This window comes from Rhodococcus sp. HM1 (assembly GCF_023218075.1).
Taxonomy (GTDB): Bacteria; Actinomycetota; Actinomycetes; order Mycobacteriales; family Mycobacteriaceae; genus Rhodococcus.
In genome coordinates this window covers 69441-95493 of the sequence record NZ_JALPTB010000005.1, presented here as the reverse complement: position 1 = coordinate 95493, position 26053 = coordinate 69441, and the positions used below count along the sequence as shown (strand labels likewise).

At 67.8% G+C, this 26053-nt stretch carries 27 protein-coding genes; 17 read left to right on the top strand and 10 right to left on the bottom strand.

Annotated elements, in window-relative coordinates; translation table 11 throughout:
• The first annotated feature begins 1 nt into the window (after position 1).
• From M1M07_RS04765 to meaB, 3 genes are read left to right on the top strand one after another with little or no spacing between them, the layout of a single operon-like run.
• Positions 2-1441, top strand: a complete 1440-nt coding sequence (locus M1M07_RS04765) for a class I adenylate-forming enzyme family protein (protein WP_248673436.1) — start codon at positions 2-4, stop codon at positions 1439-1441.
• A complete protein-coding gene (locus M1M07_RS04760) occupies positions 1434-2573 on the top strand; it encodes a thiolase family protein (protein ID WP_197257475.1) in 1140 nt (379 codons plus the stop codon). The genes M1M07_RS04765 and M1M07_RS04760 overlap by 8 nt, the downstream gene beginning before the upstream one ends.
• 34 nt (positions 2574-2607) lie before the next feature.
• The gene (gene meaB / locus M1M07_RS04755; protein ID WP_248673435.1) at positions 2608-3471 is read left to right on the top strand and encodes a methylmalonyl Co-A mutase-associated GTPase MeaB; all 864 of its coding nucleotides are present in this window, start codon (positions 2608-2610) and stop codon (positions 3469-3471) included.
• Positions 3472-3480: 9 nt separating this feature from the next.
• On the opposite strand, the gene M1M07_RS04750 is transcribed toward meaB, so the two are convergent.
• The 3 genes from M1M07_RS04750 to M1M07_RS04740 are packed head-to-tail and all read right to left on the bottom strand — an operon-like array spanning position 3481 to position 6124.
• Positions 3481-4545 carry a dihydrodipicolinate reductase gene (locus tag M1M07_RS04750; RefSeq protein WP_248673434.1) on the bottom strand — a complete coding sequence of 355 codons (1065 nt, stop codon included), beginning with the start codon at positions 4543-4545 and terminating at the stop codon, positions 3481-3483.
• Between the two features lie 31 nt (positions 4546-4576).
• The gene (locus M1M07_RS04745; protein ID WP_197257480.1) at positions 4577-5413 is read right to left on the bottom strand and encodes an acyl-CoA thioesterase domain-containing protein; all 837 of its coding nucleotides are present in this window, start codon (positions 5411-5413) and stop codon (positions 4577-4579) included.
• Positions 5414-5470: 57 nt separating this feature from the next.
• Complete coding sequence (locus M1M07_RS04740; protein ID WP_197257483.1) at positions 5471-6124, bottom strand: TetR/AcrR family transcriptional regulator; 654 nt, start codon at positions 6122-6124, stop codon at positions 5471-5473.
• 183 nt (positions 6125-6307) lie between these two features.
• Between M1M07_RS04740 and M1M07_RS04735 the strand changes: the two genes are divergently transcribed.
• The 4 genes from M1M07_RS04735 (at position 6308) to M1M07_RS04720 (ending at position 9968) form a co-directional block, all read left to right on the top strand.
• Positions 6308-7306, top strand: coding sequence for an acyl-CoA dehydrogenase family protein (locus M1M07_RS04735; protein WP_248673433.1), 999 nt, complete (start codon positions 6308-6310; stop codon positions 7304-7306).
• On the top strand, positions 7290-8465 hold the full coding sequence (locus tag M1M07_RS04730; RefSeq protein WP_248673432.1) for an acyl-CoA dehydrogenase family protein: 1176 nt from the start codon (positions 7290-7292) through the stop codon (positions 8463-8465). The genes M1M07_RS04735 and M1M07_RS04730 overlap by 17 nt, the downstream gene beginning before the upstream one ends.
• A gap of 10 nt (positions 8466-8475) precedes the next feature.
• A complete protein-coding gene (locus M1M07_RS04725; protein ID WP_248673431.1) occupies positions 8476-9258 on the top strand; it encodes an enoyl-CoA hydratase in 783 nt (260 codons plus the stop codon).
• 161 nt (positions 9259-9419) lie between these two features.
• A complete protein-coding gene (locus M1M07_RS04720) occupies positions 9420-9968 on the top strand; it encodes a hypothetical protein (protein ID WP_197257491.1) in 549 nt (182 codons plus the stop codon).
• Positions 9969-10030: 62 nt separating this feature from the next.
• On the opposite strand, the gene M1M07_RS04715 is transcribed toward M1M07_RS04720, so the two are convergent.
• The 7 genes from M1M07_RS04715 to M1M07_RS04685 form a co-directional block, all read right to left on the bottom strand.
• Positions 10031-10852: an acyl-CoA dehydrogenase family protein gene (locus M1M07_RS04715; protein WP_248673430.1), complete on the bottom strand. Its 822-nt coding sequence runs from the start codon at positions 10850-10852 to the stop codon at positions 10031-10033.
• On the bottom strand, positions 10849-11940 hold the full coding sequence (locus M1M07_RS04710; protein ID WP_248673429.1) for an acyl-CoA dehydrogenase family protein: 1092 nt from the start codon (positions 11938-11940) through the stop codon (positions 10849-10851). The genes M1M07_RS04715 and M1M07_RS04710 overlap by 4 nt, the downstream gene beginning before the upstream one ends.
• Positions 11937-12350 carry a nuclear transport factor 2 family protein gene (locus M1M07_RS04705; protein ID WP_248673428.1) on the bottom strand — a complete coding sequence of 138 codons (414 nt, stop codon included), beginning with the start codon at positions 12348-12350 and terminating at the stop codon, positions 11937-11939. The genes M1M07_RS04710 and M1M07_RS04705 overlap by 4 nt, the downstream gene beginning before the upstream one ends.
• The gene (locus M1M07_RS04700; RefSeq protein ID WP_248673427.1) at positions 12337-13548 is read right to left on the bottom strand and encodes an amidohydrolase family protein; all 1212 of its coding nucleotides are present in this window, start codon (positions 13546-13548) and stop codon (positions 12337-12339) included. The genes M1M07_RS04705 and M1M07_RS04700 overlap by 14 nt, the downstream gene beginning before the upstream one ends.
• A 299-nt stretch (positions 13549-13847) precedes the next feature.
• Complete coding sequence (locus tag M1M07_RS04695) at positions 13848-14177, bottom strand: hypothetical protein (protein WP_197257502.1); 330 nt, start codon at positions 14175-14177, stop codon at positions 13848-13850.
• Positions 14158-15441 (bottom strand): aromatic ring-hydroxylating dioxygenase subunit alpha, encoded by a 1284-nt coding sequence (locus M1M07_RS04690; protein WP_197257504.1) that lies wholly within the window; start codon positions 15439-15441, stop codon positions 14158-14160. Before M1M07_RS04690 ends, M1M07_RS04695 begins: the two co-directional genes overlap by 20 nt.
• A 4-nt stretch (positions 15442-15445) precedes the next feature.
• Positions 15446-15997 carry a carboxymuconolactone decarboxylase family protein gene (locus M1M07_RS04685; RefSeq protein WP_197257506.1) on the bottom strand — a complete coding sequence of 184 codons (552 nt, stop codon included), beginning with the start codon at positions 15995-15997 and terminating at the stop codon, positions 15446-15448.
• A gap of 437 nt (positions 15998-16434) precedes the next feature.
• Between M1M07_RS04685 and M1M07_RS04680 the strand changes: the two genes are divergently transcribed.
• The 10 genes from M1M07_RS04680 to M1M07_RS04635 all read left to right on the top strand — a co-directional run bounded on the left by M1M07_RS04680 (position 16435) and on the right by M1M07_RS04635 (position 26041).
• The gene (locus M1M07_RS04680) at positions 16435-17772 is read left to right on the top strand and encodes an ABC transporter substrate-binding protein (protein WP_248673482.1); all 1338 of its coding nucleotides are present in this window, start codon (positions 16435-16437) and stop codon (positions 17770-17772) included.
• Entirely contained in the window at positions 17772-19907 is a 2136-nt protein-coding gene (locus M1M07_RS04675) for an ABC transporter permease (protein ID WP_248673426.1), read from the top strand. Before M1M07_RS04680 ends, M1M07_RS04675 begins: the two co-directional genes overlap by 1 nt.
• The gene (locus M1M07_RS04670; RefSeq protein ID WP_197257512.1) at positions 19885-20598 is read left to right on the top strand and encodes an ABC transporter ATP-binding protein; all 714 of its coding nucleotides are present in this window, start codon (positions 19885-19887) and stop codon (positions 20596-20598) included. Before M1M07_RS04675 ends, M1M07_RS04670 begins: the two co-directional genes overlap by 23 nt.
• Positions 20595-21302, top strand: coding sequence for an ABC transporter ATP-binding protein (locus tag M1M07_RS04665; RefSeq protein WP_197257514.1), 708 nt, complete (start codon positions 20595-20597; stop codon positions 21300-21302). The genes M1M07_RS04670 and M1M07_RS04665 overlap by 4 nt, the downstream gene beginning before the upstream one ends.
• Positions 21299-21652 (top strand): hypothetical protein, encoded by a 354-nt coding sequence (locus M1M07_RS04660; protein ID WP_197257516.1) that lies wholly within the window; start codon positions 21299-21301, stop codon positions 21650-21652. Before M1M07_RS04665 ends, M1M07_RS04660 begins: the two co-directional genes overlap by 4 nt.
• Positions 21649-21963 (top strand): hypothetical protein, encoded by a 315-nt coding sequence (locus tag M1M07_RS04655; protein ID WP_248673425.1) that lies wholly within the window; start codon positions 21649-21651, stop codon positions 21961-21963. Before M1M07_RS04660 ends, M1M07_RS04655 begins: the two co-directional genes overlap by 4 nt.
• A gap of 97 nt (positions 21964-22060) precedes the next feature.
• The gene (locus tag M1M07_RS04650; protein ID WP_197257624.1) at positions 22061-23227 is read left to right on the top strand and encodes an acyl-CoA dehydrogenase family protein; all 1167 of its coding nucleotides are present in this window, start codon (positions 22061-22063) and stop codon (positions 23225-23227) included.
• Complete coding sequence (locus M1M07_RS04645; protein ID WP_197257518.1) at positions 23227-23994, top strand: SDR family NAD(P)-dependent oxidoreductase; 768 nt, start codon at positions 23227-23229, stop codon at positions 23992-23994. The genes M1M07_RS04650 and M1M07_RS04645 overlap by 1 nt, the downstream gene beginning before the upstream one ends.
• The gene (locus tag M1M07_RS04640; RefSeq protein ID WP_248673424.1) at positions 23994-25235 is read left to right on the top strand and encodes a CaiB/BaiF CoA-transferase family protein; all 1242 of its coding nucleotides are present in this window, start codon (positions 23994-23996) and stop codon (positions 25233-25235) included. The genes M1M07_RS04645 and M1M07_RS04640 overlap by 1 nt, the downstream gene beginning before the upstream one ends.
• On the top strand, positions 25232-26041 hold the full coding sequence (locus M1M07_RS04635; RefSeq protein WP_248673423.1) for an enoyl-CoA hydratase: 810 nt from the start codon (positions 25232-25234) through the stop codon (positions 26039-26041). The genes M1M07_RS04640 and M1M07_RS04635 overlap by 4 nt, the downstream gene beginning before the upstream one ends.
• The last annotated feature ends 12 nt before the right edge of the window (positions 26042-26053 follow it).

The following is a 26053-nucleotide window of genomic DNA, read 5'->3' as shown; positions in this document are numbered from 1 at the left end:
CATGAACATCAGCATGATTCTAGAAATGGCCGCAAGCAACGGCGATCGAGCTGTCGTGACCTACGACGGCCGCTCCCTCACGGGCCCCGAACTCCACGACCGGGCCCGCGTCGCCGCGAACCGTTTCCGCGGGTATCCGGCCGTGCTGTACCTGGGCACGAACCATCTGGCCTATCCCGTGGCGCTGTTCGGTGCCGCGCTCGCCGGGGTGCCGTTCGTGGCACTGAACTACCGGCTCGGTGAAGCCCAGCTGACGGCGCTGCGGGATCGGCACCCCGGGGCGCTCGAACTCGCTCCCGGCGACCTCGACGCGTTCGTCGACTCCACCGTCACCCCCGAGGACGCCGACGACGAAGCCGTGCCCGAATGGGACGGCGACGCCGTCGCGGCGATCATCTACACCAGCGGCACCACCTCGGATCCCAAGCCCGCGGTCCTGCGGCACCGCCACCTGCTGGCGTACGTGCTCAACACGATGGAGTTCGCCTCCGCCGAGGAGACCGACGCCTCGCTCGTGTCCGTCCCGCCGTATCACATTGCGGGCCTGACGAATCTGCTGTCGAACCTGTACACGGGCCGTCGCGTGGTCTACCTCGACGCCTTCGATCCCGAGACCTGGCTCGGCACCGTCCGCAGGGAGAAGGTCACCCACGCGATGCTCGTGCCGACCATGCTGGCGCGGATCGTCGCCGTGCTCGGCGACGCGCCGGCCGACGTGCCGTCGCTGCAGAGCCTCGCCTACGGCGGATCGCGCACCCCGCGTCCGGTCCTCGAGCACGCCCTGCGTGCCTTCTCGGACACCGGGTTCGTGAACGCCTACGGTCTCACCGAGACCGCGTCCTCGATCGCGGTGCTCGGACCCGACGACCACCGGACGGCTCTCGCGTCCGACGACGCGGCCGTCCGCGACCGGCTCGGCTCCGTCGGCCGCCCGCTGCCGGGCATCGAGATCGAAATCCGCACCGAGGCAGGCGAACTCGTCGTCCAGGGAGAGACCGGGCTGGTGTTCGTCCGCGGCGAGCAGATCTCCGGGGAGTACGGCGGGCGCAGCGTCCTCGACGAACAGGGCTGGTTCGCCACCCGCGACCTCGGCCACGTCGACGACGAGGGCTACCTGTTCATCGAGGGGCGCGCGGACGACACCATCATCCGCGGCGGCGAGAACATCGCCCCCGCCGAGATCGAGGACGTCCTGCTCGAGCACCCCGGGATCACCGAGGCCGCGGTCGTCGGTGTCGCCGACCCCGAATGGGGTCAGCGGATCGTCGCGGTACTCGTGGGCGATGCGGATCCGGACGAGATCACCGCGTGGGTCAAGGACCGGCTGCGGTCCTCCAAGACGCCGGACACCGTGGTGTTCCGCGACGAACTCCCCAAGACCGAAACAGGAAAACTCCTGCGCCGGACCCTACTGACCGAACTGGAGAACACCAATGCCTGAAGCCGTCATCGTCTCCGCGCTGCGCACCCCGATCGGTACGGCCGTCAAGGGCACGCTCCGCGACACCAGCGCGTTCGACCTCGCGAACCACATCGTGGCCGAGACCGCGAAGGACCTCGACCCGAAGGCGATCGACGACGTCATCCTCGGCGAAGGGCTCTACGGCGGCGGCGTGATCGCCCGCCACGCCGCGATCACGGCGGGACTGACCGACGTGCCGGGTCTGGCACTGAACCGGCACTGCGCGGCCGGGCAGTCCGCGGTCCAGACCGCCGCGGCGAGCATCAAGGCGGGCATGGACCAGCTGATCATCGCCGGTGGCGTGAACTCGGCCTCCACGTCGCCGCGCTCCCTGATGCGCTCCGGTGAGGACTGGGTGCCGTGGAACTCGCCGACCCACCCGGACCGCCCGGACGCCCCCAACCGCGACATGTCCATCACCGTCGGCTGGAACGCGGCCGTCGAGGCCGGTGTGACCCGCGAGGAGATGGACGCGTGGGCGCTGCGCTCGCACCGCAACGCGATCGCCGCCATCGACGAGGGCCGGTTCAAGGAGGAGATCGTCCCGATCGAGACCCCGCACGGGTTGTTCGCCGTCGACGAGCATCCGCGCCGCGACACCACCCTCGAGAAGCTTGCCTCCCTCAAGGTCCTGCACCCGGAGATCGAAGGTTTCAGCATCACCGCCGGCAACGCGTGCGGCGCGAACGACGCCGCCGCGGCCCTCGCGATCGCGAGCGACAGCCTCGGCCTGCCCGCACTCGGCTACATCCGGTCGTGGGCGTCGGTCGCGGTCGATCCCGCCCGCACCGGACTCGCTCCGGTGCAAGCGATCCCGAAGGCGCTGCGTCGCGCCGGCATGACCTTCTGCGACGTCGACCTGTTCGAGATCAACGAGGCGTTCGCCGCGATGTGCGTGGCGACCATCAAGCTCCTCGACATCGATCCCGACAAGGTCAACGTCAGCGGCAGCGGCTGCGGTCTCGGGCACCCGGTCGCCGCGACCGGGGCGCGCATGCTCGTGACCCTGGTGCACGAACTGCGCCGCCGCGGCGGCGGAGTCGGCGTGGCCGCGATGTGCGCGGGCGGAGGTATGGGCTCGGCCACGGTCATCGAGGTGCCCGCTCCGTGACAGCCGCAGCAACGAGCAACGGGTCCGGTGCGCCGTGACGATCGACGATCTTCTCGCCGCCGCGCGCACCGGGTCCGTGCGCGCGGCGGGACGGCTGCTGACGATGGTCGAGGACGACCGGCGCGACGAGGTGCTCGCCGCCATCGACCCGGTGCCCGTGCGGGTGGTCGGGGTGACCGGACCACCCGGCGCCGGCAAGTCGACGACCGTCGGTGTGCTCGTCACCGCATACCGCGAGCGCGGGTTCCGGGTCGCGGTGCTCGCCGTCGACCCGTCCTCCCCGTACAGCGGGGGAGCGCTGCTCGGCGACCGGATCCGCATGGCCGCCCACGTCAACGACCCCGATGTGCTGATCCGTTCGCTCGCGGCGCGCGGCCATCTCGGCGGCCTGTCCGCCGCGGTACCCGCCGCGATCCGCTTGCTCGCCGCACTCGGCTACGACGTGGTGCTGCTCGAGAGCGTCGGGGTCGGACAGTCCGAGATCGAGATCGCGGCGGTCGCCGATCCGACGGTCGTGCTCCTCAACCCCGGTGGCGGCGACGCGATCCAGGCCGCGAAGGCCGGTCTGCTCGAGGTCGCCGACCTGCTCGTGGTGAACAAGGCGGACCGCGAGGGCGCCGATCGGACGGTCCGGGATCTGAAGGCGGAGACGGACGTTCCGATCCTCATGCTCGTCGCGTCGAAGGGCGAGGGCGTCGACGCGCTGATGGATGCGATCGAACTGCATCAGCGCGCCGACAGCGGGGAACGCCGCGCCGCCCGGGCACGGTCCCAGATCCTGTCCCTGGCCCTGTCGCAGCTGCGTTCGCTGCCGGAACTCGACGATCTGGCCGCCGCGGTCGCGGACGGGAGCACCGATCCGTACAGCGCGGCCGCGCGGCTGCTCGGCCGTCCCTGAGGTTTTCGCTCACCCCAGGGCGGCGAGCACCTGCGGCAGCTCGGCGGTGGTGCGGATGCCCGGCGCCGCCGCGCACACCACCGGCACGGCGTTCACCGCCCGGTTCGCGGTGTAGGAGGGGGACACGGCGCTCATCCGCTCCAAGGGGATCGGGAAGCGGATGTCGATGTCGAGCGGTGCATCGCCGGCGACGTCGATGTGCCATCCCGTCGGACGGATGTCCCAGTCGACGTCGACGTCGGTGGTGCAGTACCAGGTCGCGCGGAACCGGAGGAGCGCTCGTCCGTCGCGCATACCTGCGACCGTGATCCGCTGTGCGGCAACGGTACCCGGCTCGACTGTGCCCGCCGCGATGATGACCTGCGTGCGTGCCGTGGCGAATTCGCCGTGGGCTTCGACGGAATCGAACCGCAGCCCGAGTGCGTCGGCGACCGAGTGCAGCGACGGGCCGAAGTTCGACCGGATGTGGTCGATGCGGTAGTCCTCGAAGGTGGCGGGCTCGCGACCGAAACCCATGATATCGAACAGGATTCCGGGTGAATTGCGCTGCGAGAGGTCGGCGTACTCGTCGATCGCGAGCCGGTCGAGCTTGCGCTGGATCGAGGTGAGTACGAACGGCAGTGCCTCGGTGACGAATCCCGGGCTGCTTCCGGTGCTGTGGATCGACGTGCCGCCGAGCGCGCACGCGTCTTCGACCTCGGCGCGGGCCGACGGATCCATCGCCGTCGGATGGTGGAACTCGCCGCGGGTGGTGACGATGTTGCTGCCGGAGGCGAGGATTCGGCACACCTCGTCGAGATCGAACAGGCGCGGCATGTACAGCACACAGTCCGCGCCGAGTGCGAGAACGTCGTCGATGTCCGTGGTCGCGGTGATGCCGGTCGGGTCCGTGCCGCAGAGGTCGCCGGCGTCGCGACCGGCCTTCTCCGGTGTGTGGACGTACAGCCCGGCTAATTCCAGGTTCGGATGCCCGATGACCCCGCGCAGGGCACGCGTGCCGATGTTGCCGGTGGCCCACTGGACCACCCGGTACGTGTGTTCCGGCACGGATACGCCGACAGCGGTGTCGGACAAGGCTTTCGGATCCAACGGAACCTCGATCGAGTCAGGGGCGGGGCAGGCGGAGCAGGGCTTCCTGTGCGAAGGAGGCGACGAGCGTCCCCTTCTCGTCGAGCACGTCGCCCCGGCCGAAGCACCGGCCGTGGGCGATGAGCGGGCTGTGCTGACGCACCAGCAGCCATTCGTCGGTGCGGAACGGACGATGGAACCACAGGGTGTGGGAGGTGACGGCCGAGGTGAAGACGGTGCCGTTGCCGGTCTGGGCCAGGCCCTCGAGCGGTCGCAGGGCGGTTCCGATGAGGGTCAGATCGGTTGCGTACGCGGTCAGGGCCGGGGCCAGCGCGGGATCGACTTCCGGTGTGCGCATCCACATTTCGTACTCGGGCGGCGAGGACTCGTACGAGTTGAGATCCTCGGTCGTCCGGATCTCCCACGGGATGAGGTCGACGCGGGCACGGTCGTTCTCGCCGAGCACCGGCGGAACGGACTCGACGGTCTGCAGTTCGGGGCCGTCCTCGCCCACGTGCATCGAGACCGACGCGGTGCCGATGACACCCGACGACTGGCTCGCGACGATGCTCAGCGTGGCGAACGAACGTCCCTCGTGCTGGCGGGTGACCTCGTAGCGGACGGGTTCCGACGCCTTGCCCTCGCGGGGGAACAGGGCGTGCAGCGACTTGATGCGCTTCGTCGGGCACGCGGCCTCCGCGGCGCGGACGAACTGGCCGAGGAGTTGACCGCCGAACAAACGGTGGTATTCGAGTTGCTGGTTCGTTCCCTCGAACACCGCCGATGTCGCGGGGGTGTCGCTGTCGGGAAGGTCTGCCGAGGCGTCGGCGCGCAGCTCGAGGCAGGCCAGAAGGTCGTTCCAGAGATCGGGCACGCCGCCAGTGTAAGCGAACTATCCCCGATTGAGAATACGATTCTCGCCGACGATTCCTCAGTTACCGGCGAATCCGCGGGAGCAGAAGGTCCAGACTTCCTCGGCCGAGATCGGCTTGATGGTCGCGTCGTCGGGGGCGCCCGCGGACTGTGCGATGAACATGACGGTCTGCATCGTCATCGCGGCCAGTCGGCGCGGGTTGGCGCCCGGGCGCAGCTCGCCGGAGGCGGCGACCTTCTCCATCAGCTCGGTGAACAGCGCGAGCATCGAGGAGTGCGCGACCTTGACCTCGGCGGGATGCGTGAGCAGCAGCTGCGGGGCGAAGTCGGTGAACAGCGGACGCTGCGCGCTCGGGTCGGGCCGGCAGAACTCGAACAGCAGCTCGACCGCGACGCGGAGCTGGTCGAGCGGCGCGTCCTGGCCGGACGCCGCGGCGCGGATCTGGTCGGCGGAGCGGCTGAGGGCGTCCTCGAAGAGCGCGAGCAGCAGCTCGTGCTTGCCGTCGAACTGCAGGTAGAAGCTGCGCAGCGACTGCTTGGACCGGTCCACGACCTCCTGCACGGTGAAATCCGTGCTGCCCTTTTCGGCGATGATCGACTGAGCCGCGTCGAGGAAGCGCTGCACTCGCTGTTCGGCCCGGATCTTGGCGGTCCTGATGGAGCGCTCGACTGCGCGCTGCTTCCAGGCCGGCTCTTCGCTGGGGCCGGTCACCACCGGCTCTGTTCTGTGACACGTGTACCGAACATGCGAGCAACTGTACCGGAGAGTTTCCTTGCGCAGTGCGCCGACTGCACCTGTGTCGCCGATAAATAGAGACTATTACTTTCGTCAAGCGAGAATGTTATTCTCGCATCGACATCGTGCACCACAGCTCAGCCAAGGAGGCAGGCCGGGATGCTCTTCGAGTTCGACTCCGATCAGCGGCTATGGCAGAAGACCGTACGTGAGGTCACGGCCAAGGAATGCTCGCCCACGCTGGTCCGCAACATCGTCGACAGCGGCGCCGACCCGTCCCCTCTGTGGAAGACCTACATCGACCTCGGATGGACCGAACTGACGGACCCGGACACCACGGTCGAACTCGCCATCGTCCTCGAGGAGCTGGGCCGGGCGACCGACCCCACTCCCTATCTCGCGACGATGACCCAGTTCGCTCCTCTTGCACCGGGGTTCGACGATGCCGGACTCGCCGGTGCCGCGATCTACAAGGGTGTGGGCGTGCGCCGCGAGGGCGACGAGTGGATCCTCGACGGCACCGCGCACCACGTCCTCGACGGCGACCGTGCCGACCGGCTGGCCGTCGTCACCGAGGCGGGGGTGTTCGTCGTGCCGGCCGAGCAGGCCGTCGTCGCACGGAGCCCGGTCTTCGACCCGGTGCTGCACCTCGCCGAGGTGGCGTTCCGGGGAGTCCGGATCTCCGAGGACCGGCGCGTCGACGTGGACGTGGAGCCGGCCCGCCACCTGGCACTGACCGGGCTCGCGCTGACCGTCGTCGGTGCGTGCCAACGGATCCTCGACATGGTGCTCGGGCACGTCCGGGAACGTCAGCAGTTCGGAGTTCCGATCGGCTCGTTCCAGGCGGTCAAGCACAAGGCCGTCGACATGCACGTTGCGATCGAACGGGCACGCGCGCTGGCCTACTACGCGGCCCTGACGATCGCGGAGAACGATCCCCGCCGGCGCGTGGCCGCGTCGATGGCCAAGGCCGCCGCGGGCGAATGCCAATCCGTGGTGTTCCGCAACGGCATCCAACTGTTCGGTGCCATGGGATTCACCTGGGAGAACGACCTTCAGTTCGCGCTCAAGCGCGCCAAGGCCGGCGAGCATCTGCTCGGGGGTGCGGCAGAGCATCGGGCGCTGATCGCCGAGGAGTACCGTGCAACTCACCTTTGATGCCGACGTCGAGGACTTCCGCGCCGAGTTCGTGGCCTTCCTCGAGGAGAACCTGCCCGACGGCGCCGTCACCGGCGTCCGCCCCGGCTCGAGCGCGGATGTGCCGGACTGGGCCCGCCCGTGGCAGCGGCTGCAGTTCGACAACGGCTGGCTGCTGCCGGGCAACCCGCCCGAGTTCGGTGGACGCAACGCCACGATCCTGCAGCAGTACGTGCACCTCGAGGAACTGTCCCGCCGCCGGATCTACCACAGCTTCAACCCGCAGGGACTCGGGATCATCGCCGCGTCGATCCTGTCGTTCGGCACGCCGGAACAGAAGCAGCGCTGGGCCGTTCCGATCCTGCGCGCGGAGATCACCGCAGCACTGGGCATGAGCGAACCCGGCGCCGGATCCGATCTCGCGGGTTTGCGCACCAGGGCGGTGCTCGACGGTGATCACTTCGTCGTCAACGGGCAGAAGGTCTGGACGTCCGGCGCACACGACGCGGACGTGCTCCTCACCTTCGTGCGGACGGATCCGGATGCGCCCAAGCACAAGGGAATCAGCGTGCTGTTGATTCCGACGGACACACCCGGTGTCGTGCGGCGCCCGTTCGCCTCGGTCGCGTCGTCGGATGACTTCGACTTCAACGAGGTCTTCTTCACGGACGTGCGGGTGCCCGCGGAGAATCTGATCGGCGAACTCAACGGGGGCTGGGGTGTCGCGAACGGCGCGCTGGGGCACGAACGTACGCTGCTCTGGCTCAGTTTCGCGGACCGCCTCCAGGATCTGGTCGAGGACTTCCGGCCGGTCACGGTGCTCGACCGCGATCGGTACGCGACCCTCGCGATGGATCTGCAGAGCCTGCGGCTGCTGGGTTCGGCCGCGCTGGCGCGGGCCGCCCGCGGTGAACAGGACGTCGCGGCCCTGTCGGTGCTCAAGCTGCTCGGATCCGAAGCGGTGCAGTCCGCATCCGAACACGCACTCGACGCGGCGGGGGAGGACGGTCTCGTCCACCCGAACTGGACGGCACCGTTCAATCCCTGGAACAACGACCACTTCTCGACCGGCTGGTTCGAGCGTTACGTCCGCAGTTTCGCGGGCACCATCGCCGGTGGTACGTCGGAGATTCAGAGGACCATCGTCGCCGAGCGTGTGCTCGGCCTTCCCCGGGGGTGAGGTTGCAGCCGTGTACATCCTGTACGAGGTAGCCGACAAGATCGCCACGATCACGCTCAACCGTCCCGAGGCGGCCAACGCCCAGAACGCGGAGTTGCTCGACGAACTCGACGCCGCCTGGATGCGTGCCGCCGCCGACCCGGACGTCTCCGTCATCGTTTTGCGGGCGGAGGGCAAACACTTCTCCGCCGGACACGATCTCGGCACCAAGGTTCCCGACGATCTGAAGATCACGCTCGAACTGATCTACTCCAACGAGAGTCGCCGCTATCTCGAGTACTCGTTGCGCTGGCGGAACATCCCGAAGCCGTCGATCGCCGCCGTCCAGGGCCGCTGCATCGCCGGCGGGCTGCTGCTGTGCTGGCCGTGCGACCTCATCATCGCGTCCGAGGACGCGTCCTTCTCCGATCCCGTCGTCCTGATGGGAATCGGCGGGGTCGAATACCACGGGCACACATGGGAACTCGGTCCACGCAAGGCCAAGGAGATCCTGTTCACGGGCCGCCCGGTCACCGCGCACGAAGCCGAGCAGACCGGGATGGTCAACAAGGTCGTGCCCCGCGACCGTCTCGACGAGGAGACCCGCGCACTCGCGACGAAGATCGCGTCGATGCCTCCGTTCGGGCTGCGGCAGGCCAAGCGTGCCGTCAATCAGACCCTGGACGTGCAGGGCTTCTACGCGGCCATCCAGTCGGTGTTCGACGTCCACCAGACCGGTCACGGCAACGCGCTGAGCGTCGGTGGATTCCCGATCCTGGTGAACCTGGACGAGATGAAGTCGAAGATCGAGTAACGTCGCCCGCATCCGCTGCCGGACCATCTGGACGGCAACGGAATTCGAGGGGCGAAAAGGCCTTCCCGGGGCGAGTCGGCAACGTACTCTCGCAGGGACCTGGGGGGAAGTTCCAACACAGTGGTGGACGAAACCGGTTCGTCCACCGGAGAGGATCCGTCATGCGCGTTTCGAACATCCGTCGTGCTGTCGCCACCTTCGGGATGGTGGCGGTTGCGGCCGTCACCCTCGTGGGCTGCAGCAGCGACGACGACAGCTCCAGCGACAGCACCACGACCACGGCGACCACCACGACCGAGACGACCGAGGCCACCGCCACCGAGACGACCACGGCGGCTGCAGCCGGTGAAGCGGCGGATCCGGCGACGACCGAGGCCGTCACGAACGCCTACGTCACGTTCTTCAACGGCGCCACCCCGCCGGCCGAGCGTGCCGCGCTCGTCGAGAACGGCGACGTGTTCCTGCCGACGCTCGAAGCGATGACATCGAACCCGCAGGCCATGGCCACGACCGCGACGGTCGAGGGCGTGACCCTCTCCGACCCGGAGAACGCCGACGTCAAGTGGACGCTGCTCATGAACGGTGCTCCCGTGCTTCCGGACCAGTCCGGCAACGCCATCCAGCAGGACGGCACGTGGAAGGTCAGCGCGACCACCTTCTGCACGCTGCTCGCGATCCAGGGCGGCGGCGCTCCCGTCCCGGGCTGCTGATTCCGCAACACGAAGGAGGGGCGCCCGCACCGCGGGCGCCCCTCCTTCGTGCTTCCGAGGTTCTACAGGTGGACGAGACGCGGAGCCGAACCCGTCGACCGGATGAAAGCACCGGCTTCGCGGGTGAGTTCGCGTGCACTGCCGAGCAATCCGTCGAGGACCAGCGCCCGGCGGATGTGCCGGTGCAGGTCGTGTTCGGCGGTGAATCCAATCCCGCCCAACACCTGCTGGCAGTGGCGGGCCGCCGTCAGCGCGGCCTTCCCGGCCGCGGCCTTCGCGAGCAGCGATCCGAGGTCGTCGGTCGCGGCGAGCAGCGTCGCCTCGGCACCCTCGATCGCGACGAGGGTCTCGGCGAGCCGGTGCCGCACCGCCTGGAACGCCGCGACCGGCGTGCCGAACTGGGTGCGGTCGAGGGCGTGGGTTCGCGCGAGCGACAACATGGTACGGCTCGTCCCCACCAGCCACCAGCCGAGCGCACGCCGGCCGGCGGCGATCGCCGCGGGGTCGAGTTCCTCGCCCGCGTCGGCGGTGTGGAGCGGGATCTCCTCGTCGAGAGCGGTACCGGCGGTGCCGGTGCGGTCCCACACGATCCATCTGCCGCCCGCGAACGGCAACGGGAGGGTTCCGGCGATGGGAAGTCCGGCCGCGTGCAGTACGACGTCGTTGATCACCGGGGCATGCGCGCCCGTCTCGCCGAGTAGTCGGAACACCAGTGGGATCGCGACGTCGGGCATCTCGGTGAGCATGTCGCCCCAGCCGAGATCGGCCAGCGCCGAATCGAGTTCGTGCGCGGGTGTGGAGGTCATGGTCCCGCGCAGGGCGTCGCCCAGCAGTGCCAGTTCCTCGGCCTGCGTGGTGTCGGAGACGGTGGTGGCGTCGGTCATCGATCCCTCCCCAGATCGAGCAGGCGGCGCGCGATGATGTTGCGCTGGATCTCGGCCGTGCCGCCGTAGATCGTGGCGGCCCTCGAGTACAGGAATTCCGGTCGCCACAGGGTGTCCTCGAGTTCGAGGACACCCGGCAGCAGATCGCGCACGGTGTCGAACAACTGCTGTTCGGCCGTTGCCAGCAGCACCTTGTCGATCGAGGTCTCCGGTCCGAGCGCGGCTCCCTCGGCGAGTCGCTGCTGGGTCAGGCGCGACCGGCAGCGCACCGTGTGCAGCGCCAGATACGCCGAGCCGAGATCGTCGTCGGCATCGAGTTCGGTCTCGTCGAGCAACTTGTCCAGACGCGTGAACAGGTACGCGATCCGGTGCCAGAAACACGTCGAGCGTTCGTGCGGAAGCAGATCCATCGCGACCCGCCAACCGTCGCCCGGCCGGCCGAGCATGCGGTCCGCGGGCACCACGACGTCGTCGAAGTACACCTCGGCGAACTCGTCGATGCCGTGCATCGTGCGCAGCGGCTTGACGGTGATGCCGGGGGTGTCCATGTCGACGAAGAACGCGGTGATCCCGTCGTGGCCGGGCGCGGTGCGGGTGAGGAGCACACAGCGGGATGCATACTGCGCCAGGCTCGTCCAGACCTTCTGGCCGTTGATCACCCACTCGTCGCCGCGTTGCACGGCGCGGGTGCTCAGCGACGCGAGGTCGCTGCCCGAGCCGGGCTCGGAGAAGCCCTGGCACCACTGTTCGCGACCGCTGAGCAACAGCGGAACCATCTCGGCGGCGAGTTCGGGTCGGGCGTAGGAGATCATCGTCGGCGCGAGGACCTCGATCATCGAGTAGATCCCCGGTTCGGCCAGGTCGCGGGTGGCGACCTCCTCGCCGAGCACGGCCCGCAGCACCGCGTCGCCCCCGAGACCGCCGACCTCGACGGGCCAGCCGTACCGCATCCAGTCCGCGTCGAACAGTGCCCTGCGCACCCGGCCCAGTTGCGCCACCTGACCGTCGAGCGAATGGTCCGGCGGCGGGGTCAGGTCGTTCTCGTCGAGCCAGGCGCGCAGGGCGGACCGGAACTCGTCGACGTTCATGCCGACGGCTCGAAGGCGTGCGGGATACCCGAGTCGTGGGCTCCGCTGCGACGCTGGAAGGTCATGGACCGGGTCTTCAGACGCCAGCCGTCCTCGGTGCGGACGTAGGTGTCGCTGTAGTACCCGATGCGCATGTTGTGGGTCGTCTGGTCGACGAAGCACAGCGGCTGGGTTCCGGTCGCGGTGTCGCCGTCGAGCTCGACGAGGGCGGTGCCCGTCATGAACAGGCCCTTCGGTGCCGCGGCGACCAACTCGGGGAACTGGTCGAGCGTGAAGGCATCGCCGAAGGCACTGTAGGTGCCGTCGGGGGTGAAGACCGCCATGACACCCTCGACGTCGTTCTTGGTCATGTTGACCGCGTACCGCGCAAGGAGCTGGTTGATCTCGACGAGGTCGTCAGTTGTTGACATAGACTTTTCCGCCTTTCATGACGAACTGCACGTTCTGCGTGACGGTGATGTCCTCGAGCGGGTTGCCCGGGACGCCGACGATGTCGGCGAGCAGGCCCTCGGCCAGCCGGCCGCGGTCGGTGACATCGATCAGTTCGGCGGCCGTGATCGTCGCGGCGCGCAGCGCGTCCAGTGCGGACATGCCGCGTTCGACCAGCGCGACGAGTTCGTCCGCGTTCTTGCCGTGGGGGATGGCCGGTGCGTCGGTGCCGAGCGCGATCTTCACGCCCGCCTCGTAGGCCGCCTTGACCGAGGTGCGGGCCTTGGGGAACATCTCGGCGGCCTTGGCCTGCAGATCCGGCGGCGCGTGCGAGACGTCCATCGCGTCGGCGAGCCGGGTGGTGGGAACGAGATAGGTGCCGGCGGCGACCATCTTGTCGATCGCGTCGTCGTCGATGAGGAATCCGTGTTCGATGCAGTCGATTCCGGCGGCGACGGCCGCGCGGACGGCGTCCGCGCCGTGGGTGTGCGACGCGACGCGCAGACCGCGCCGGTGCGCCTCGTCGACGATCGCGCGCAGCTCCTCGTCGGAATAGTGCTGTGCGCCCGGTGTTCCGGTGTGCGACATGACGCCACCCGAGACACAGACTTTGATGAGCTTGGCCCCGTGCTTGATCTGGTAGCGAACCGCCTTGCGGACCTCGTCGACACCGTTGGCGATGCCTTCCTCGATGGTCAGGTCCAGCACGCCGGGGGCGAACGCCGCGAACATCGTCGGATCGAGGTGACCACCGGTCGGGGTGATCGCGTGACCGGCCGGGACGACCCGCGGGCCGTCCACCCAGCCCGCGTCGATGGCCTTGCCCAGCGCGACGTCGAGCAGGTAGCCGCCGGTCTTCACGAACAGGCCCAGGTTGCGGACCGTGGTGAAACCGGCGCGGAGGGTGCGCCGGGCGTTGCCGACCGCGCGGAGCATACGCAGCGGGGGATCGTCCTGAACCGTGGAGTAGACGGGTTTCTCGCCGCGCCCGCCCATGAGCAGGTTGACTTCCATGTCCATCAGGCCGGGCAGGAGGATCTGGTCGCCGAGATCGACGACCTCGCCTTCGGGTTCACCGCCGATCCCGACGATCTTGTCGTCTTCGACGCGGATGATGCCGGGGCGCACGATCTTTCCGCTGTCGACATCGAGAAGGCCGGCGGCCTTGAGTGTAATCACCGCTACACCACCGGTTCTCGGATGACTTCGGCCCGGCTGCCTTCGGCTGGTTTCGGGAAATGGGGCACGGGTCCACCTTCCTGTCCGAGCTCGTCGCCTCGGCGAACCCGAGCTCAGCCAATCTCATTCATGAGAATGGCACTCTCATTCATTGACTATCAGATTTCCACAGTTGTCGGGGGGCGTCAACGTCCGGGGAATGTGTCCGGTGAAGGTGTCGGCCGAAAGGTCCCGGACGAACGGAACCGTCCCCCCGCGGCGCATCGGCTGCGGGGGGACGGTTCGTCGTGCGTCGGGCGTCAGACCACCGGTTCGTGGATGATTTCGGCCCAGGCCGCGCCGCTGTCGGGGACGCGGGGCTGCTTCCAGACTTCGACGGGGAAGGAGACCATGATGAGCGACTGCATCAGGTGCACGAGGGCGCGGGCGTCGTCGGGCAGGTCGTCGTAGTCGAATTTGTCGCAGTAGGTGATGGCGTCCTCGATGCGCGGGAATGCGGCGTCGTAGAACTTCTGCATCTCGGGCATGGTAGAGGCCAGGCGCTTTGCGTAGCGCTCGGGTTCGGTGGCCAGGACCCAGTCGGCAGCGAAGGGTTCGAGGTCGGCGAATTCAGTTGGCAGCAGCGCCATCACGGTACTCCTTGACGTAGTCTCCGACGGTCTTGTGCAGGTGGCGGAGGAGGATTTCCTGATCGCAGAGCGGGAAGTCGGTGACGGTGCGGGTGCCGATCATCGTCTGCGTCGCTTCGAGGGTGTTGGCGTCCTGCAGTGCGTACTCCTTGAAGGTGACCGCGGCCAGTTCGTGGGCGAGGCGCTCGCGGACGTTCTTCGGGGGCACGAAGTAGAGGTTGGCCTCGAAGATGTGGCGGTCCGGGGCGGTGGGCCAGTAGTGGTAGGTCAGGTACCAGCCCGGTGCCCAGATGAGCAGGGTCATGTTGGGGAAGAACTCCCAGGAGTCCTGGCCCCAGACCGGGTACTTGCCGGGGTTGATGCCTTCGGGCAGCTCGTCGCCGGAGATGCCGGGGATGTCGGGGCGGTCCCAGGGTCCGAACAGGCCCGAGCGCAGGACGCGTTCGATGGGCTTGACCATGTTCAGGTCCTTGGGCGGGGCCATGCCGCCCCAGGAGGAGATCATCGAGTGCGGCGACTGGATGTCGTAGTGCAGCGCCTCGTAGCCGTAGCCGGCGAGCTTCTCGGCTTCGTCCTTGGTCGCCTGCTTCATGTGCAGGATCGGGGCGTGGTAGAACTCGGCGAAGGCGTCGATGAACAGCTTCCAGTTGGAGCCGATCTCGGCCCGGTAGCTGTAGACCTCGGTCATCTTGTCGAACGGGTAGCCTTCGATGCCCTTGGCCAGCGGGCCGAGGTATTCGTCGAGGGGCTGGGCGTTGTCGTCGAGGTTGATGAAGATGAAGCCCTGCCAGATCTCGCAGCGCACGGACTTGAGTCCGTAGTCCTGCTTGTCGAGGTCGAAGAACTCGCCCTCCTGCTGGACGAAGGTCAGATCGCCTTCGAGGCTGTAGCGCCAGGCGTGGTACTTGCAGGTGAACTGCTTGCAGCTGCCGGCGACCTCCTCACCGGGAAAGTCGTTCCAGACCAGCTTGTTTCCGCGGTGGCGGCACAGGTTGTGGAAGGCGCGGATCTCACCGTCGTTGCCCTTGACGATGATCAGCGAGGTGCCGGGGCCGGCGGAGGGCAGTTCCTTGGTGAAGTAGCTGCCCTTGCGGGGGAGCTTCTCGACACGGCCGACGTTGAGCCAGGTGCGCTTGAAGATCGCGTTGCGCTCGTCCTCGAAGAACTGCGGATCGTACGAGTCGGTGTAGTCGACCGGTGCGGTGCCGAGTTCGGGCCAGTGTTCGGTCCAGCTGCCTTCGGCTGGTTTCGGGAAATGGGGCACGGATCTACCTTTCCTGTCCGGGCTCGGTGTCGTGTCCGAGTCCGATACCGAATGTGTTGAAAGCCATGGCCATGAGGCCGTAGCCACCGACCGTGAAGATGAAGTCCATTCGCTGCCGCTTGTCGAGCCGCTCGCCGAGCGCGTTCCACGTCTGCTCGGAGAGCCGGTTCTTGTCCTCGAGTTCGTCGACCGCGGCGAGCAGGGTGCGTTCGAACTCGTCGGTGGCCTCACCGATGCGTGCTGCCTCGATCTCGTCGAGGGTCAGCCCGGCTTCCTGCGCGATCGGGACGTGGTGCTGCGATTCGTACTCGCAGTCGCGGCGGTGCGCGACCCGCAGGATCACGAGCTCCCGCAACCGCGGCGGCAGCGTCGACCGCCACAGCAGATAGACGCTGAAGCCCAGGAACGCCTTGGTCAGGTCCGGGTGGTGCGCGAGCGCGGACAGGGCCGTGCCGGCTCCTTCCGGATTCTGGCGATCCCGCGCGAGCATCCCGATGAACGCCGCTCGCGTCTTGTCGTCCCACTCCTCGGCGGGCAGCGGTGGAAGCAGGGCCATGCACCAACCTCCTCTCGTCGGCGAGAATTACATTCTCATTTCTGCTCAGTAGGTTTCCAGGCTTTTGCCGGATAGTCAACGTCCGGTCTGAAGACGCAGGTAGGCGGCCTGCCGCCGGAGCGCTCCGGCATCTCGTCCGGATGATCCCGAGGGTGAGGTCCGCGAATCTCCTCCCCGCTCCGGACCAGTAGAATATGTTGATTCTCCTACAGCGAGAGGCTAGTTTCCCTATCAGGCGAGAGCACTATGGCCTCGGGAATTCCCGGCGCAACCGCGGCCCTGCGGACGGCGTCGCTCTCCTGTCAACTACCGGTCGGCCCGAACGGGCCTGCAGGGGGAGGAAGAACGTGAAACTACAGCAGACTCCGGTACCCGAGGTGCGTCGACGAATTGTCGCGGGCACCGGACGGGCCGCCGTGGCGCTGGCCGCGATCGCGGTGCTCGTCGCCGGGTGCGGCGGCCGCACCGGATCCGAGACTGGTGGAGGCGACGACCGCAGCGGTGGCGGATCGTCGGCGCTCTCCGCGGACTTCGGTGACCTGACCGAGGTGTGCCAGGAGGGTGACGCCTCGACGGCCTCCGCACAGGGCGTCACCGCCGAGCAGATCGAGGTCGGCGTCTTCACCGACATGGGGTTCACCAAGAACCCCGAATTCGTCGATGCGGCAAAGGTGTTCACCTCCTGGTGCAACGACAACGGCGGCATCAACGGCCGCACCCTCGTCGCCAACACCCGCGACGCCAAGCTGATGGAACCGCGCCAGCGCATGATCGAGGCGTGCCGTGAGGACTTCGCCCTCGTGGGCGGCGGTGCTGCGCTCGACGCCCTCGGCGTCAAGGAGCGCCTGAACTGCCTGCTTCCCACCTTCACGGCCCAGACCGTGCAGGAAGGTGCCGCCGGCGCCGACCTCGAGATCAGCGCCTCGCCGGCGAAGATCCCCGGATACGACAACTACGCCGGATTCCGCGAGTGGGTGATCAACGAGGCCTACCCCGAGTCCAAGTCCGCGATCGGCGCGATCAACGGCGACTCGGCCGTCACCAAGGTCGTCGGCGCGATCACCCAGGAGACCTTCGAAGCGCTGGGCGCGACCATGGTCTACAACGAGTTGTACCCGGCGATGGGTGTCTCGGACTGGACCCCCTACGCGCAGGCCATCAAGAGCAAGGGCGTCAAGGGCCTGGTCTTCATGGGCAGCTTCGACCAGCTCGCCAAGCTCGAAGAGGTCCTGACCAACATGGACTACAAGCTCGACTGGATCGACGCGAACAACAACGCCTACAACGCGCAGTTCATCGACCTCCTCGGCCGCTCCACGGAGTACCAGAACAACCTCGTCGACCTCGGCGGCATGGCACCGCTCGAAAGCGACGAGCCCGCCGTCGAGCAGCTGAAGGAGCTCTACGCCAAGTACGCGCCCGACGCGCAGATCACCCTGCCCGCGATGCGCGCCTGGTCGTCCTGGTTGCTGTTCGCCAAGGCCGCAGCCGCCTGCGGTGACGAACTCACCCGTGCATGTGTGTACGAGACCGCGCGTCAGGAGACCGCGTGGACGGGTGGCGGACTGCACGCGCCGTCGGATCTGCAGACGCCGCTGCCGCCGAAGGCGTGTTTCAACGTCGAAAAGGCAACCCCGGACGGTTGGGAGCCCGCCGATTTCAACCCGGACAACGGTCTGTACCGGTGTGACCTCCCGCCGCGCAAGATCACGCAGGACTTCGGAGCGCCGCTGACGCTCGCGGAAGTCGGCAAGAGCATGAGCGACGTCCAATAATGGAACAATTCATCACCTTCGGGATCGTCGGCCTCACCACGGCCGCGGTCTACGCGATCATCAGCAGTGGCCTGGTCGTCACGTACACGACCACCGGCGTGTTCAACTTCGCGCACGGGGCCACGGGCATGATGGCGGCCTTCGCCTATTGGCAGCTCAGCGTCGGCTGGGGCTGGCCTGTGTGGCTCTCGGTCGCCGTCGTGCTGCTGGTGCTGGCGCCGGCGTTCGGTCTTCTGGTCGAACGGTTGCTGCGTCCGGTTCAGAGACTCGGCGAGGCCGAGAAGCTCGTCATGACCATCGCGATGCTCAGTGGTCTGATCGCGCTGGCCCGCTGGATCTGGAACCCCATCAAAGCCCGATCGCTGCCGACGTTCTTCAACGAGCAGCAGGCGTTCCACATCGGCTCGGCGACGATCACCTGGCACCAGGCACTGACGATGATCGTCGCGGTCGCGGTGGCGCTGGGCCTGCGCGTGCTGATGTTCAACACGCGCACCGGCGCCGAGATGCGGGCGACGGTCGACGACCGCGCGCTCGTCGGTCTCACCGGCGCGGACCCGGTCCGCGCCAACCGCGTCGCCTGGATCCTCGGAACCGTGCTGGCGGCCCTCGGCGGCGTGCTCATCGCCCCGATGGTCGCGCTCGAGGCCACCCAGCTGTCGTTGCTGATCGTCAGCGCCTACGCGGCGGCGATCTTCGGGCGCCTGAAGAGCCTGCCGATGACGTTCGTCGGCGCGGTCGTGGTCGGCTGCATGGAGGCCTACATGGCCGGCTACCTGCCGCAGAACGACTACCTGCCGGGCCTGCGTCTGGCCGCACCGGCGATCCTCCTGCTGCTCGCGCTGCTGCTGTTCCCGCACGGCCGTCTGCGGGGCCGCGACCGGAACCTCAGCCAGGTGCCGGTGCCCACGGTGCGAGGGACATTCGCGTTCGCGGGTGTGATCGTCGCGTTCGGCATCATCCTCGCCACCGTGCTCGGCGAGGGCGATCTCATCACCTACGGGCAGATCTTCGCGTTCGGTGTAATCGCGATGTCCTTCGTGCCGCTGGTCGGCTACGCCGGGCAGATCTCTCTCGCCCAGCTGAGCATGGCGGGGATCGGTGCGATCGTGTGCGCGCATCTGGGGGCGGACGGACAGTGGTGGGCACTGCTCGCCGTGATGGTCGTCTCCGGCGTCGCCGGTGCGATCGTCGCGATCCCGGCGCTGCGGTTGTCGGGTGTGTATCTCGCGCTCGGCACTGCGGCGATCGCGGTCGTGCTGGACCGGTGGATCTTCTCGATGCCCTCCTTCGAGGTGTTCGGGATGGAGATCGCGTTCTTCAACCAGGGTTCGATCGATCTGGTCGGGCCGAGCCTGTTCGGCTTCCAGGTCGACACCCCGGCGGAACTGACCGTGTTCGCGGCGATCTGCCTCGCCCTCGTCACCATCGGGGTCGCGGCGCTGCGCCGCGGCCGGCTCGGCCGGCAACTGATCGCGCTGCGCGACAGCGAAGCCGCGTACGCGACCCTCGGCGGCAGCCTGCTGCTGATGAAGACGGTGGTGTTCGCGATCTCCGCCGGCATCGCCGGACTCGGCGGCGCGCTCTACGGGATGCAACTGCAGTCCGTCGCCCCGGAGCAGTTCAATTTCATTGCCGGACTGGGTATCTTCCTCATCGCTGTCGTCGGTGGTCTCGGTGTCGTCGGCAACGGTCTGTTCACCGGCACGATGATCGCCGGACCACTCAACGCGATCGTCGCGCTGTGGCCCGGCGCGCAGAACCTCGTGCAGACCCTGCCCGCCGCGGCCGGACTCGCCTACGGGTCCGGGGCCGTCGACGACGGCGTCGTGCCCTCGATGCGCAAGGAATGGGAAGCGACGTTCCGCGACACTCTCGTCGTCTCGACGCTCGTGGGATGGATCGTCCTGCTGTGGCTGCTGCGCCTCGGCGACGTGATCAATGGGTACGTGTTCTTCGCCGGCATCGTCGCCGGTGTGATCGCCGCCCGCGTCTGGTCGAACTCGCGGCGCAAGGTACCGCCGGGACCGGACGGCTCCGTCGAGGAGATACCCGTCGAGTGGTGGGGCGTGAAACGCCCGTGGACTCCGGAGGATCAGGAGGTGCTCGATCGTGCCGTCGCAACTCGAGGTTGACGACATCGCCGTCGCGTTCGGGGGCCACCGCGCCCTCGACGGGGTCGGGTTGAAAGCCGAACGCGGACAGGTCACCGGGCTCATCGGCCCCAACGGGGCCGGCAAGAGCACCCTGTTCGACGTCATCACCGGGCTGCGCCGGCCCGTGGCGGGACGCGTGTACCTCGACGGACACGACGTCACGCGAGCCGGCCCGGCACGCCGCGCCCGGCACGGCCTCGCCCGCACGTTCCAGCGACTGGAACTGTTCGGCCGGCTCAGCGTCCGCGACAATCTGCTCGTCGCAGCAGAACTCGGCCCGGAACGTCGCCGAGCGCATCAGGTCGCGGACGAGATCATCGACCGCCTCGACCTGCACCACCTCGCCGACACGACGGCCGACGCGCTGTCCACCGGCATGGGCAGGCTCGTCGAGGTCGCGCGGGCGCTCGCGGTCCACCCGAGCCTGATCCTGCTCGACGAACCCGCCGCGGGACAGGACCCGCAGGAGACCGAGCTGTTCGCCGGTCTGCTGCGGGCACTCGCCGACGACGGAACCGCGGTTCTGCTCGTCGAACACGACATGGAACTGGTCATGAACGTGTGCGATCAGGTCTACGTTCTCGACCTCGGCCGGATCATCTCCGTCGGACCACCCGACGTGATCCGCAAGGACGAGAAGGTACTCGCGGCCTACCTGGGGGAAGCATGACAGCCATCCTCGAGTTGCGCGACGCCCGCGCCGCCTACGACGAGATCACCGTGCTGCACGGAATCGACCTGAGCGTCTCCGCCGGGCAGGTGGTGGCCCTGCTCGGCCCGAACGGCGCCGGCAAGACCACCACGCTCAAGGCCGCCGCCGGCGTCCACCCGTTGCGTTCCGGGCAGCTCGTGCTCGGTGGGCGCGACGTCACCGGAGTGGCACCGCGCGACCTGGCACGGGCCGGGGTCTGCCTGATCCCGGAAGGTCGCGGCGTGTTCCCCAACATGTCCGTCCGCGACAACCTGCTGATGATGACGTTCACGGGCACACCCCGCGAGCAGATCGAGGAGGTCGCGTTCTCGCGCTTCCCGATCCTCGCCAAGCGTGCGTCGCAGACCGCCGGGACACTCTCCGGCGGCGAGCAGCAGATGCTCGCACTCGCCCGTGGACTGGCCACCGATCCCGCGGTCCTGCTGCTCGACGAACTGTCGATGGGTCTGGCGCCGCTGGTCGTCGGCCGGCTCTACGACGAGGTCGCCGAGATCGCCCGCAGCGGGGTGGCGGTCCTCGTCGTCGAGCAGTTCGCGAATGCCGTGCTCGACTTCGCAGACCACGCAGCGGTTCTCGTGCGCGGACGCATCCAGAAGCAAGGCCATCCCGACAGCGGTCTCCGATCCGAGCTCGCAGCACTCTACCTAGGGAGTTCCTCATGACCTCGACCGAATCCCGAGCGGACCGATTCACCCGTGAACTGTCCGAGCTGAAGATCCCCGATCCCGCCGCCGGCCGGTCGTCGCTGTGGCTGCGCCTCGGCATCGCCCTCATGGTGATCGGCCCGATCCTCGGAGTGGTGGCATACTTCATGTCGCACAACACGTCCGACGCGCTCGTGCAGCGCGACGCGATCGTGGTCTCGATTCTCGGCGTCGCCGTCGCGATCGTCGGCGCGGCGCTGTACCTGCGCTACTCGCTCACCGGCTTCCTCCGGTTCTGGATGGCACGCCAGTCCTTCGATCTCGGCATGCTCGCCGAGCGTACGTCCGAAAGTGAGGTTGAAGCATGACCACCTCGACTCCGCTCCGCGCCGGAGAACAACTCGCCAGTGCCGAATGCACGGTCCGTGTCGTCGTGGTCCGGGCACCGGCCGACGCCGGGGGAGTGCTGGCGTGCGGTGGGAGCCCGATGGTCCCGGCGACCGGCGGCCGCCCCTCGACCGCCGGCATCACCGATCTCGTCACCCTCATCGGCAAGCGGTACGTCGACGAGAACGACACCCTCGAGGTCCTGTGCACCTCGCCGGGTGTGGGCGAACTGACCTACAACGGAGTTCCGCTGACCGTCAAGGCGGCCAAGGCCCTTCCCGCCTCCGACTGAGTACCGACGATCACGTCCCGTGGGGTCGCCGGACCCGATCCGGCGGCCCCACGAGAAACCGACGAAAGAAGTTGAGAACATGGCTGTGCCCGGTGGCATGAGTTTCGAGCTGACCGAGGACCAGGAACTGATCCGCAAGTCGGTCGCCGAGCTGATGAAGAACTTCGGCGACCAGTACTGGATGGAAAAGGACCTCGCGCACGAATTTCCGACGGAGTACTACAAGGCGCTCGCCGACGGCGGGTGGCTCGGCATCACCACACCGGAGGAGTACGGCGGGCACGGCCTCGGCATCACCGAGGCGTCCATTCTTCTCGAAGAGGTCGCGCGATCCGGCGGTGGCATGAACGCCGCGACCGCGATCCACCTGTCCATCTTCGGGATGCATCCGGTCGTGGTGCACGGATCCGACGAGTTGAAGCAGCGGACCCTGCCGCGGGTCGCCAGCGGCGATCTGCACGTGTGCTTCGGTGTCACCGAACCCGGTGCGGGACTGGACACCTCGCGCATCACCACCTTCGCTCGCCGCGAGGGCGACCACTACATCGTCAACGGGCGCAAGGTGTGGATCTCCAAGGCGATGGAGTCAGAGAAGATCCTCCTCCTGACCCGAACCCAGCGTTACGACGAGGTCGAGAAGAAGACCGACGGCATGACGCTGTTCCTCACCGATCTGGATCGAAGCCGCGTCGAGGTCCGGCCGATCCGGAAGATGGGGCGCAACGCGGTGTCCTCCAACGAGCTGTTCATCGACGATCTCCGGGTCCCCGTCGAGGACCGGGTCGGCGAGGAAGGCAAGGGATTCCAGTATCTTTTGGACGGTCTGAATCCGGAGCGTATGCTCATCGCAGCCGAGGCTCTCGGCATCGGAAGGGTCGCTCTGGACCGAGCCGTCAAGTACGGCAACGAACGTGAGGTGTTCGGCCGGCCGATCGGCATGAACCAGGGAATCCAGTTCCCGCTCGCGGACTCGCTGGCGCATCTCGACGCCGCAGAACTGGTGTTGCGCAAGGCAACCTGGCTCTACGACAACGGCAAGCCCTGCGGACGTGAGGCGAACACCGCCAAATATCTCTGTGCCGAAGCAGGTTTCACCGCTGCCGACCGCGCGCTGCAGACGCACGGCGGGATGGGGTACTCGGAGGAGTACAACGTCGCCCGCTACTTCCGTGAGGCTCGGGTCATGCGCATCGCCCCGATCAGCCAGGAAATGATTTTGAACTATCTGGGATCACACACTTTGGGAATGCCGAGGAGCTACTGATGGCAGGAAACAATCCGTTGTTCGACCTGACCGGCCGGTCGGCGCTGGTGACCGGTGCCGCCGGTGGTATCGGCGCCGCGGTCGCCGAGGCGCTCGCCGCAGCCGGTGCCTCGGTGATGGTGACCGACATCGACCCCGACGCCGCGGCCGCCGTCGCCGAGCGCATCACCGCGAACGGCGGCAAGGCCGACAGCGTCGGACTCGACGTGCGCGACCGCGCCGCCGCCGACGCCGCCGCGGCCCGTGCCGCCGGGTTCGGCCAGGGCGCGCTGCACATCCTGGTGAACAACGCCGGGGTCACCGAACCGGCGATGTTCAAGGACCTCGAGACCGAGAGTGTCCAGAAGATGCTCGACATCCACCTGCTGGGCGCGTTCAACTGCGCCAAGGCAGCGCTGCCGTTCCTCCCGACCGACGGCACCGGCCGGATCATCAACGTCACGTCGTCCGCCGGAATCACGGGAACGCTCGGTCAGGTGAACTATTCCGCGGCGAAGGCCGGCATCATCGGTATCACCAAGTCCCTGGCGCGCGAACTGGCCCGCAAGAACATCCTCGTCAACGCCATTGCACCGCTCGCGGCCACCCCGATGACGAACACCATCCGCACCGACGCGAAGTTCGCCGAGCAGATGCTCAACCGAATTCCGCTGCGCCGATGGGCAGAACCGTCGGAGGTTGCGGGAGCCTTCGTGTTCCTCGCGTCCGATGCCGCCTCCTTCGTCACCGGCCAGGTGCTGCCGGTGGACGGTGGAATGGTGATGTGATGACACCGGAACCGGCATCCGCCGGTGCCGCGGCCGGTCCGCTCGACGGGGTCACCGTCGTCACCCTCGAACAGGCGGTCTCGGCGCCGATGGCCACGCGGGTGCTCGCCGACTTCGGTGCCCGCGTCATCAAGGTGGAGAACCCGAAGGGCGGGGACTTCGCCCGCGACTACGACGACGTCGTCAACGGTCTCGCCGCTCATTTCGTGTGGGCGAACCGGGGCAAGGAATCGATCACGCTCGACCTGAAGTCCCATGCCGGACTGGACGTGCTGCACCGGCTGCTGGCGTCGGCGGACGCGCTCGTGTCCAACCTCGCGCCCGGTGCGACCGCGCGCCTCGGATTGACCGCCGCGGAACTCGAGAAGCGTTACCCCGAGCTGATCGTCGTCGAGATCGACGGCTACGGCTCCGGGGGACCGCTGTCGCACAAGCGTGCGTACGACCTTCTCGTGCAGGCGGAAGCGGGATCGTGTGCGGTGACCGGCTTCCCGGGTGAGCCGGCGAAACCGGGCCCGCCCTTCGCGGACATCTCGACCGGCCTGTACTCGGCCCTGTCGATTCTGGCGTTGTTGCTCGGCAAGGCGCGGAATCCCGAAAGCAACCGCGGTCTCGAGGCGGTGTCGGTGAGTCTGTTCGACACGATGACCGACATGATGGGCTACCCCCTGACCTACACCCAGCATTCGGGCGTGAACCAGCAGCCGCTCGGGATGAGTTCGCCCGCGGTCGCACCCTACGGCGCCTACCGCACGGCGGACGAGCAGACGGTGGTTCTGGGCACGACGAACGACCGGGAATGGCAACGGCTCGCCCGGGAGATCCTGCAGCGCGACGATCTGGCGGACGACGAACGGTTCCGGACCAACTCCGACCGTGTCCGAAACCGTGCCGTGCTCGACGAGGCGATCGGCGAGTGGTGCGCCCGCCACGATCTCGCCCACGTACAGAAGACGGCCGACGAAGCGGGAATCGGCAACTCGCGCTACAACATTCCGAGTGAGGTGCTTGCTCATCCCCAGTTGAGCGAGCGCGACCGGTGGCGGACGATCGACACGCCTGCCGGTTCGATCCAGGCGATCCTGCCACCGCCGATCGTCGCCGGGCGCGAACTGAGGATGGACCAGGTCCCCGGCCTCGGTGAGCACACCGACCGCGTGCTGGCCGACTTCGGATACTCGCCGTCCGAGATCGAGGAACTGCGCCGGCGGGGCGCAATCGGCCCGGAGTACCGGCGGTGACCGGCGATTCCCGGTCCGAGGGGCCGGTGCTGTTGCGTGACGACCGCGACGGCGTGCGGACACTGACGTTGAACCGTCCGCGTCGGAAGAACGCGATCGACACCGAACTGTGGGGGTGCCTGCGCGACGCACTCGACGACGCCGGGACCGATCCGGACGTGCGTGCCGTCGTGATCACCGGTGCTGCCGGCGCGTTCTGCTCGGGTGCGGACATCGCGAATCCCGGTACCGCCCACCCGATGCGCAAGATGCGGGTGCTGACCGACGTCGCCCTGCTGTTGCACGAACTGCCGGTGCCGACCGTGGCCAAGGTCAACGGTGTCGCGGTGGGTGCGGGCTGGAATCTGGCGCTCGGGTGCGACCTGGTGGTGGCCACCCCGGAATCCACGTTCTCGCAGATCTTCACGAAGCGGGGTCTGTCACTGGATCTCGGCGGATCGTGGCTGTTGCCGAAGCTCGTCGGCCTTCAGCAGGCGAAGCGCCTGACATTGCTCGCGGAGACGGTCGATGCCGAGCAGGCACACGCGATGAATCTCGTGACGTGGGTGGTGCCGGGCGACGAAATCGACGCGTTCGTCGACGAACTCGCCTGCAAGCTCGTCGCGGGGCCACCGATTGCGCTCGCCCAGACCAAGGCACTGCTCAACGAGGGGGCCGACCGGACTCTGCGCGACGCCCTCGCGAACGAGACGCGGGCGCAGGCAATGAATTTCGCGACGGCCGACGCGCCGGAGGCGTTCTCGGCGTTCGTCGAGAAGCGGGAACCGCGATTCACGGGACAGTGGACGGTCAGCCGCGCACAGTAGCGCCGCGGGACG

Coding starts and splice junctions, on each gene's coding strand:
- M1M07_RS04660 (WP_197257516.1), top strand. CDS start 21,299: ATGACCTCGACCGAATCCCGAGCGGACCGATTCACCCGTGAACTGTCC.
- M1M07_RS04695 (WP_197257502.1), bottom strand. CDS start 14,177: ATGGCGCTGCTGCCAACTGAATTCGCCGACCTCGAACCCTTCGCTGCC.
- M1M07_RS04705 (WP_248673428.1), bottom strand. CDS start 12,350: ATGTCAACAACTGACGACCTCGTCGAGATCAACCAGCTCCTTGCGCGG.
- M1M07_RS04675 (WP_248673426.1), top strand. CDS start 17,772: ATGGAACAATTCATCACCTTCGGGATCGTCGGCCTCACCACGGCCGCG.
- M1M07_RS04735 (WP_248673433.1), top strand. CDS start 6,308: ATGCTCTTCGAGTTCGACTCCGATCAGCGGCTATGGCAGAAGACCGTA.
- M1M07_RS04665 (WP_197257514.1), top strand. CDS start 20,595: ATGACAGCCATCCTCGAGTTGCGCGACGCCCGCGCCGCCTACGACGAG.
- M1M07_RS04760 (WP_197257475.1), top strand. CDS start 1,434: ATGCCTGAAGCCGTCATCGTCTCCGCGCTGCGCACCCCGATCGGTACG.
- M1M07_RS04655 (WP_248673425.1), top strand. CDS start 21,649: ATGACCACCTCGACTCCGCTCCGCGCCGGAGAACAACTCGCCAGTGCC.
- M1M07_RS04720 (WP_197257491.1), top strand. CDS start 9,420: ATGCGCGTTTCGAACATCCGTCGTGCTGTCGCCACCTTCGGGATGGTG.
- M1M07_RS04650 (WP_197257624.1), top strand. CDS start 22,061: ATGAGTTTCGAGCTGACCGAGGACCAGGAACTGATCCGCAAGTCGGTC.
- M1M07_RS04685 (WP_197257506.1), bottom strand. CDS start 15,997: ATGGCCCTGCTTCCACCGCTGCCCGCCGAGGAGTGGGACGACAAGACG.
- M1M07_RS04765 (WP_248673436.1), top strand. CDS start 2: ATGAACATCAGCATGATTCTAGAAATGGCCGCAAGCAACGGCGATCGA.
- M1M07_RS04640 (WP_248673424.1), top strand. CDS start 23,994: ATGACACCGGAACCGGCATCCGCCGGTGCCGCGGCCGGTCCGCTCGAC.
- M1M07_RS04710 (WP_248673429.1), bottom strand. CDS start 11,940: ATGAACGTCGACGAGTTCCGGTCCGCCCTGCGCGCCTGGCTCGACGAG.
- M1M07_RS04645 (WP_197257518.1), top strand. CDS start 23,227: ATGGCAGGAAACAATCCGTTGTTCGACCTGACCGGCCGGTCGGCGCTG.
- M1M07_RS04715 (WP_248673430.1), bottom strand. CDS start 10,852: ATGACCGACGCCACCACCGTCTCCGACACCACGCAGGCCGAGGAACTG.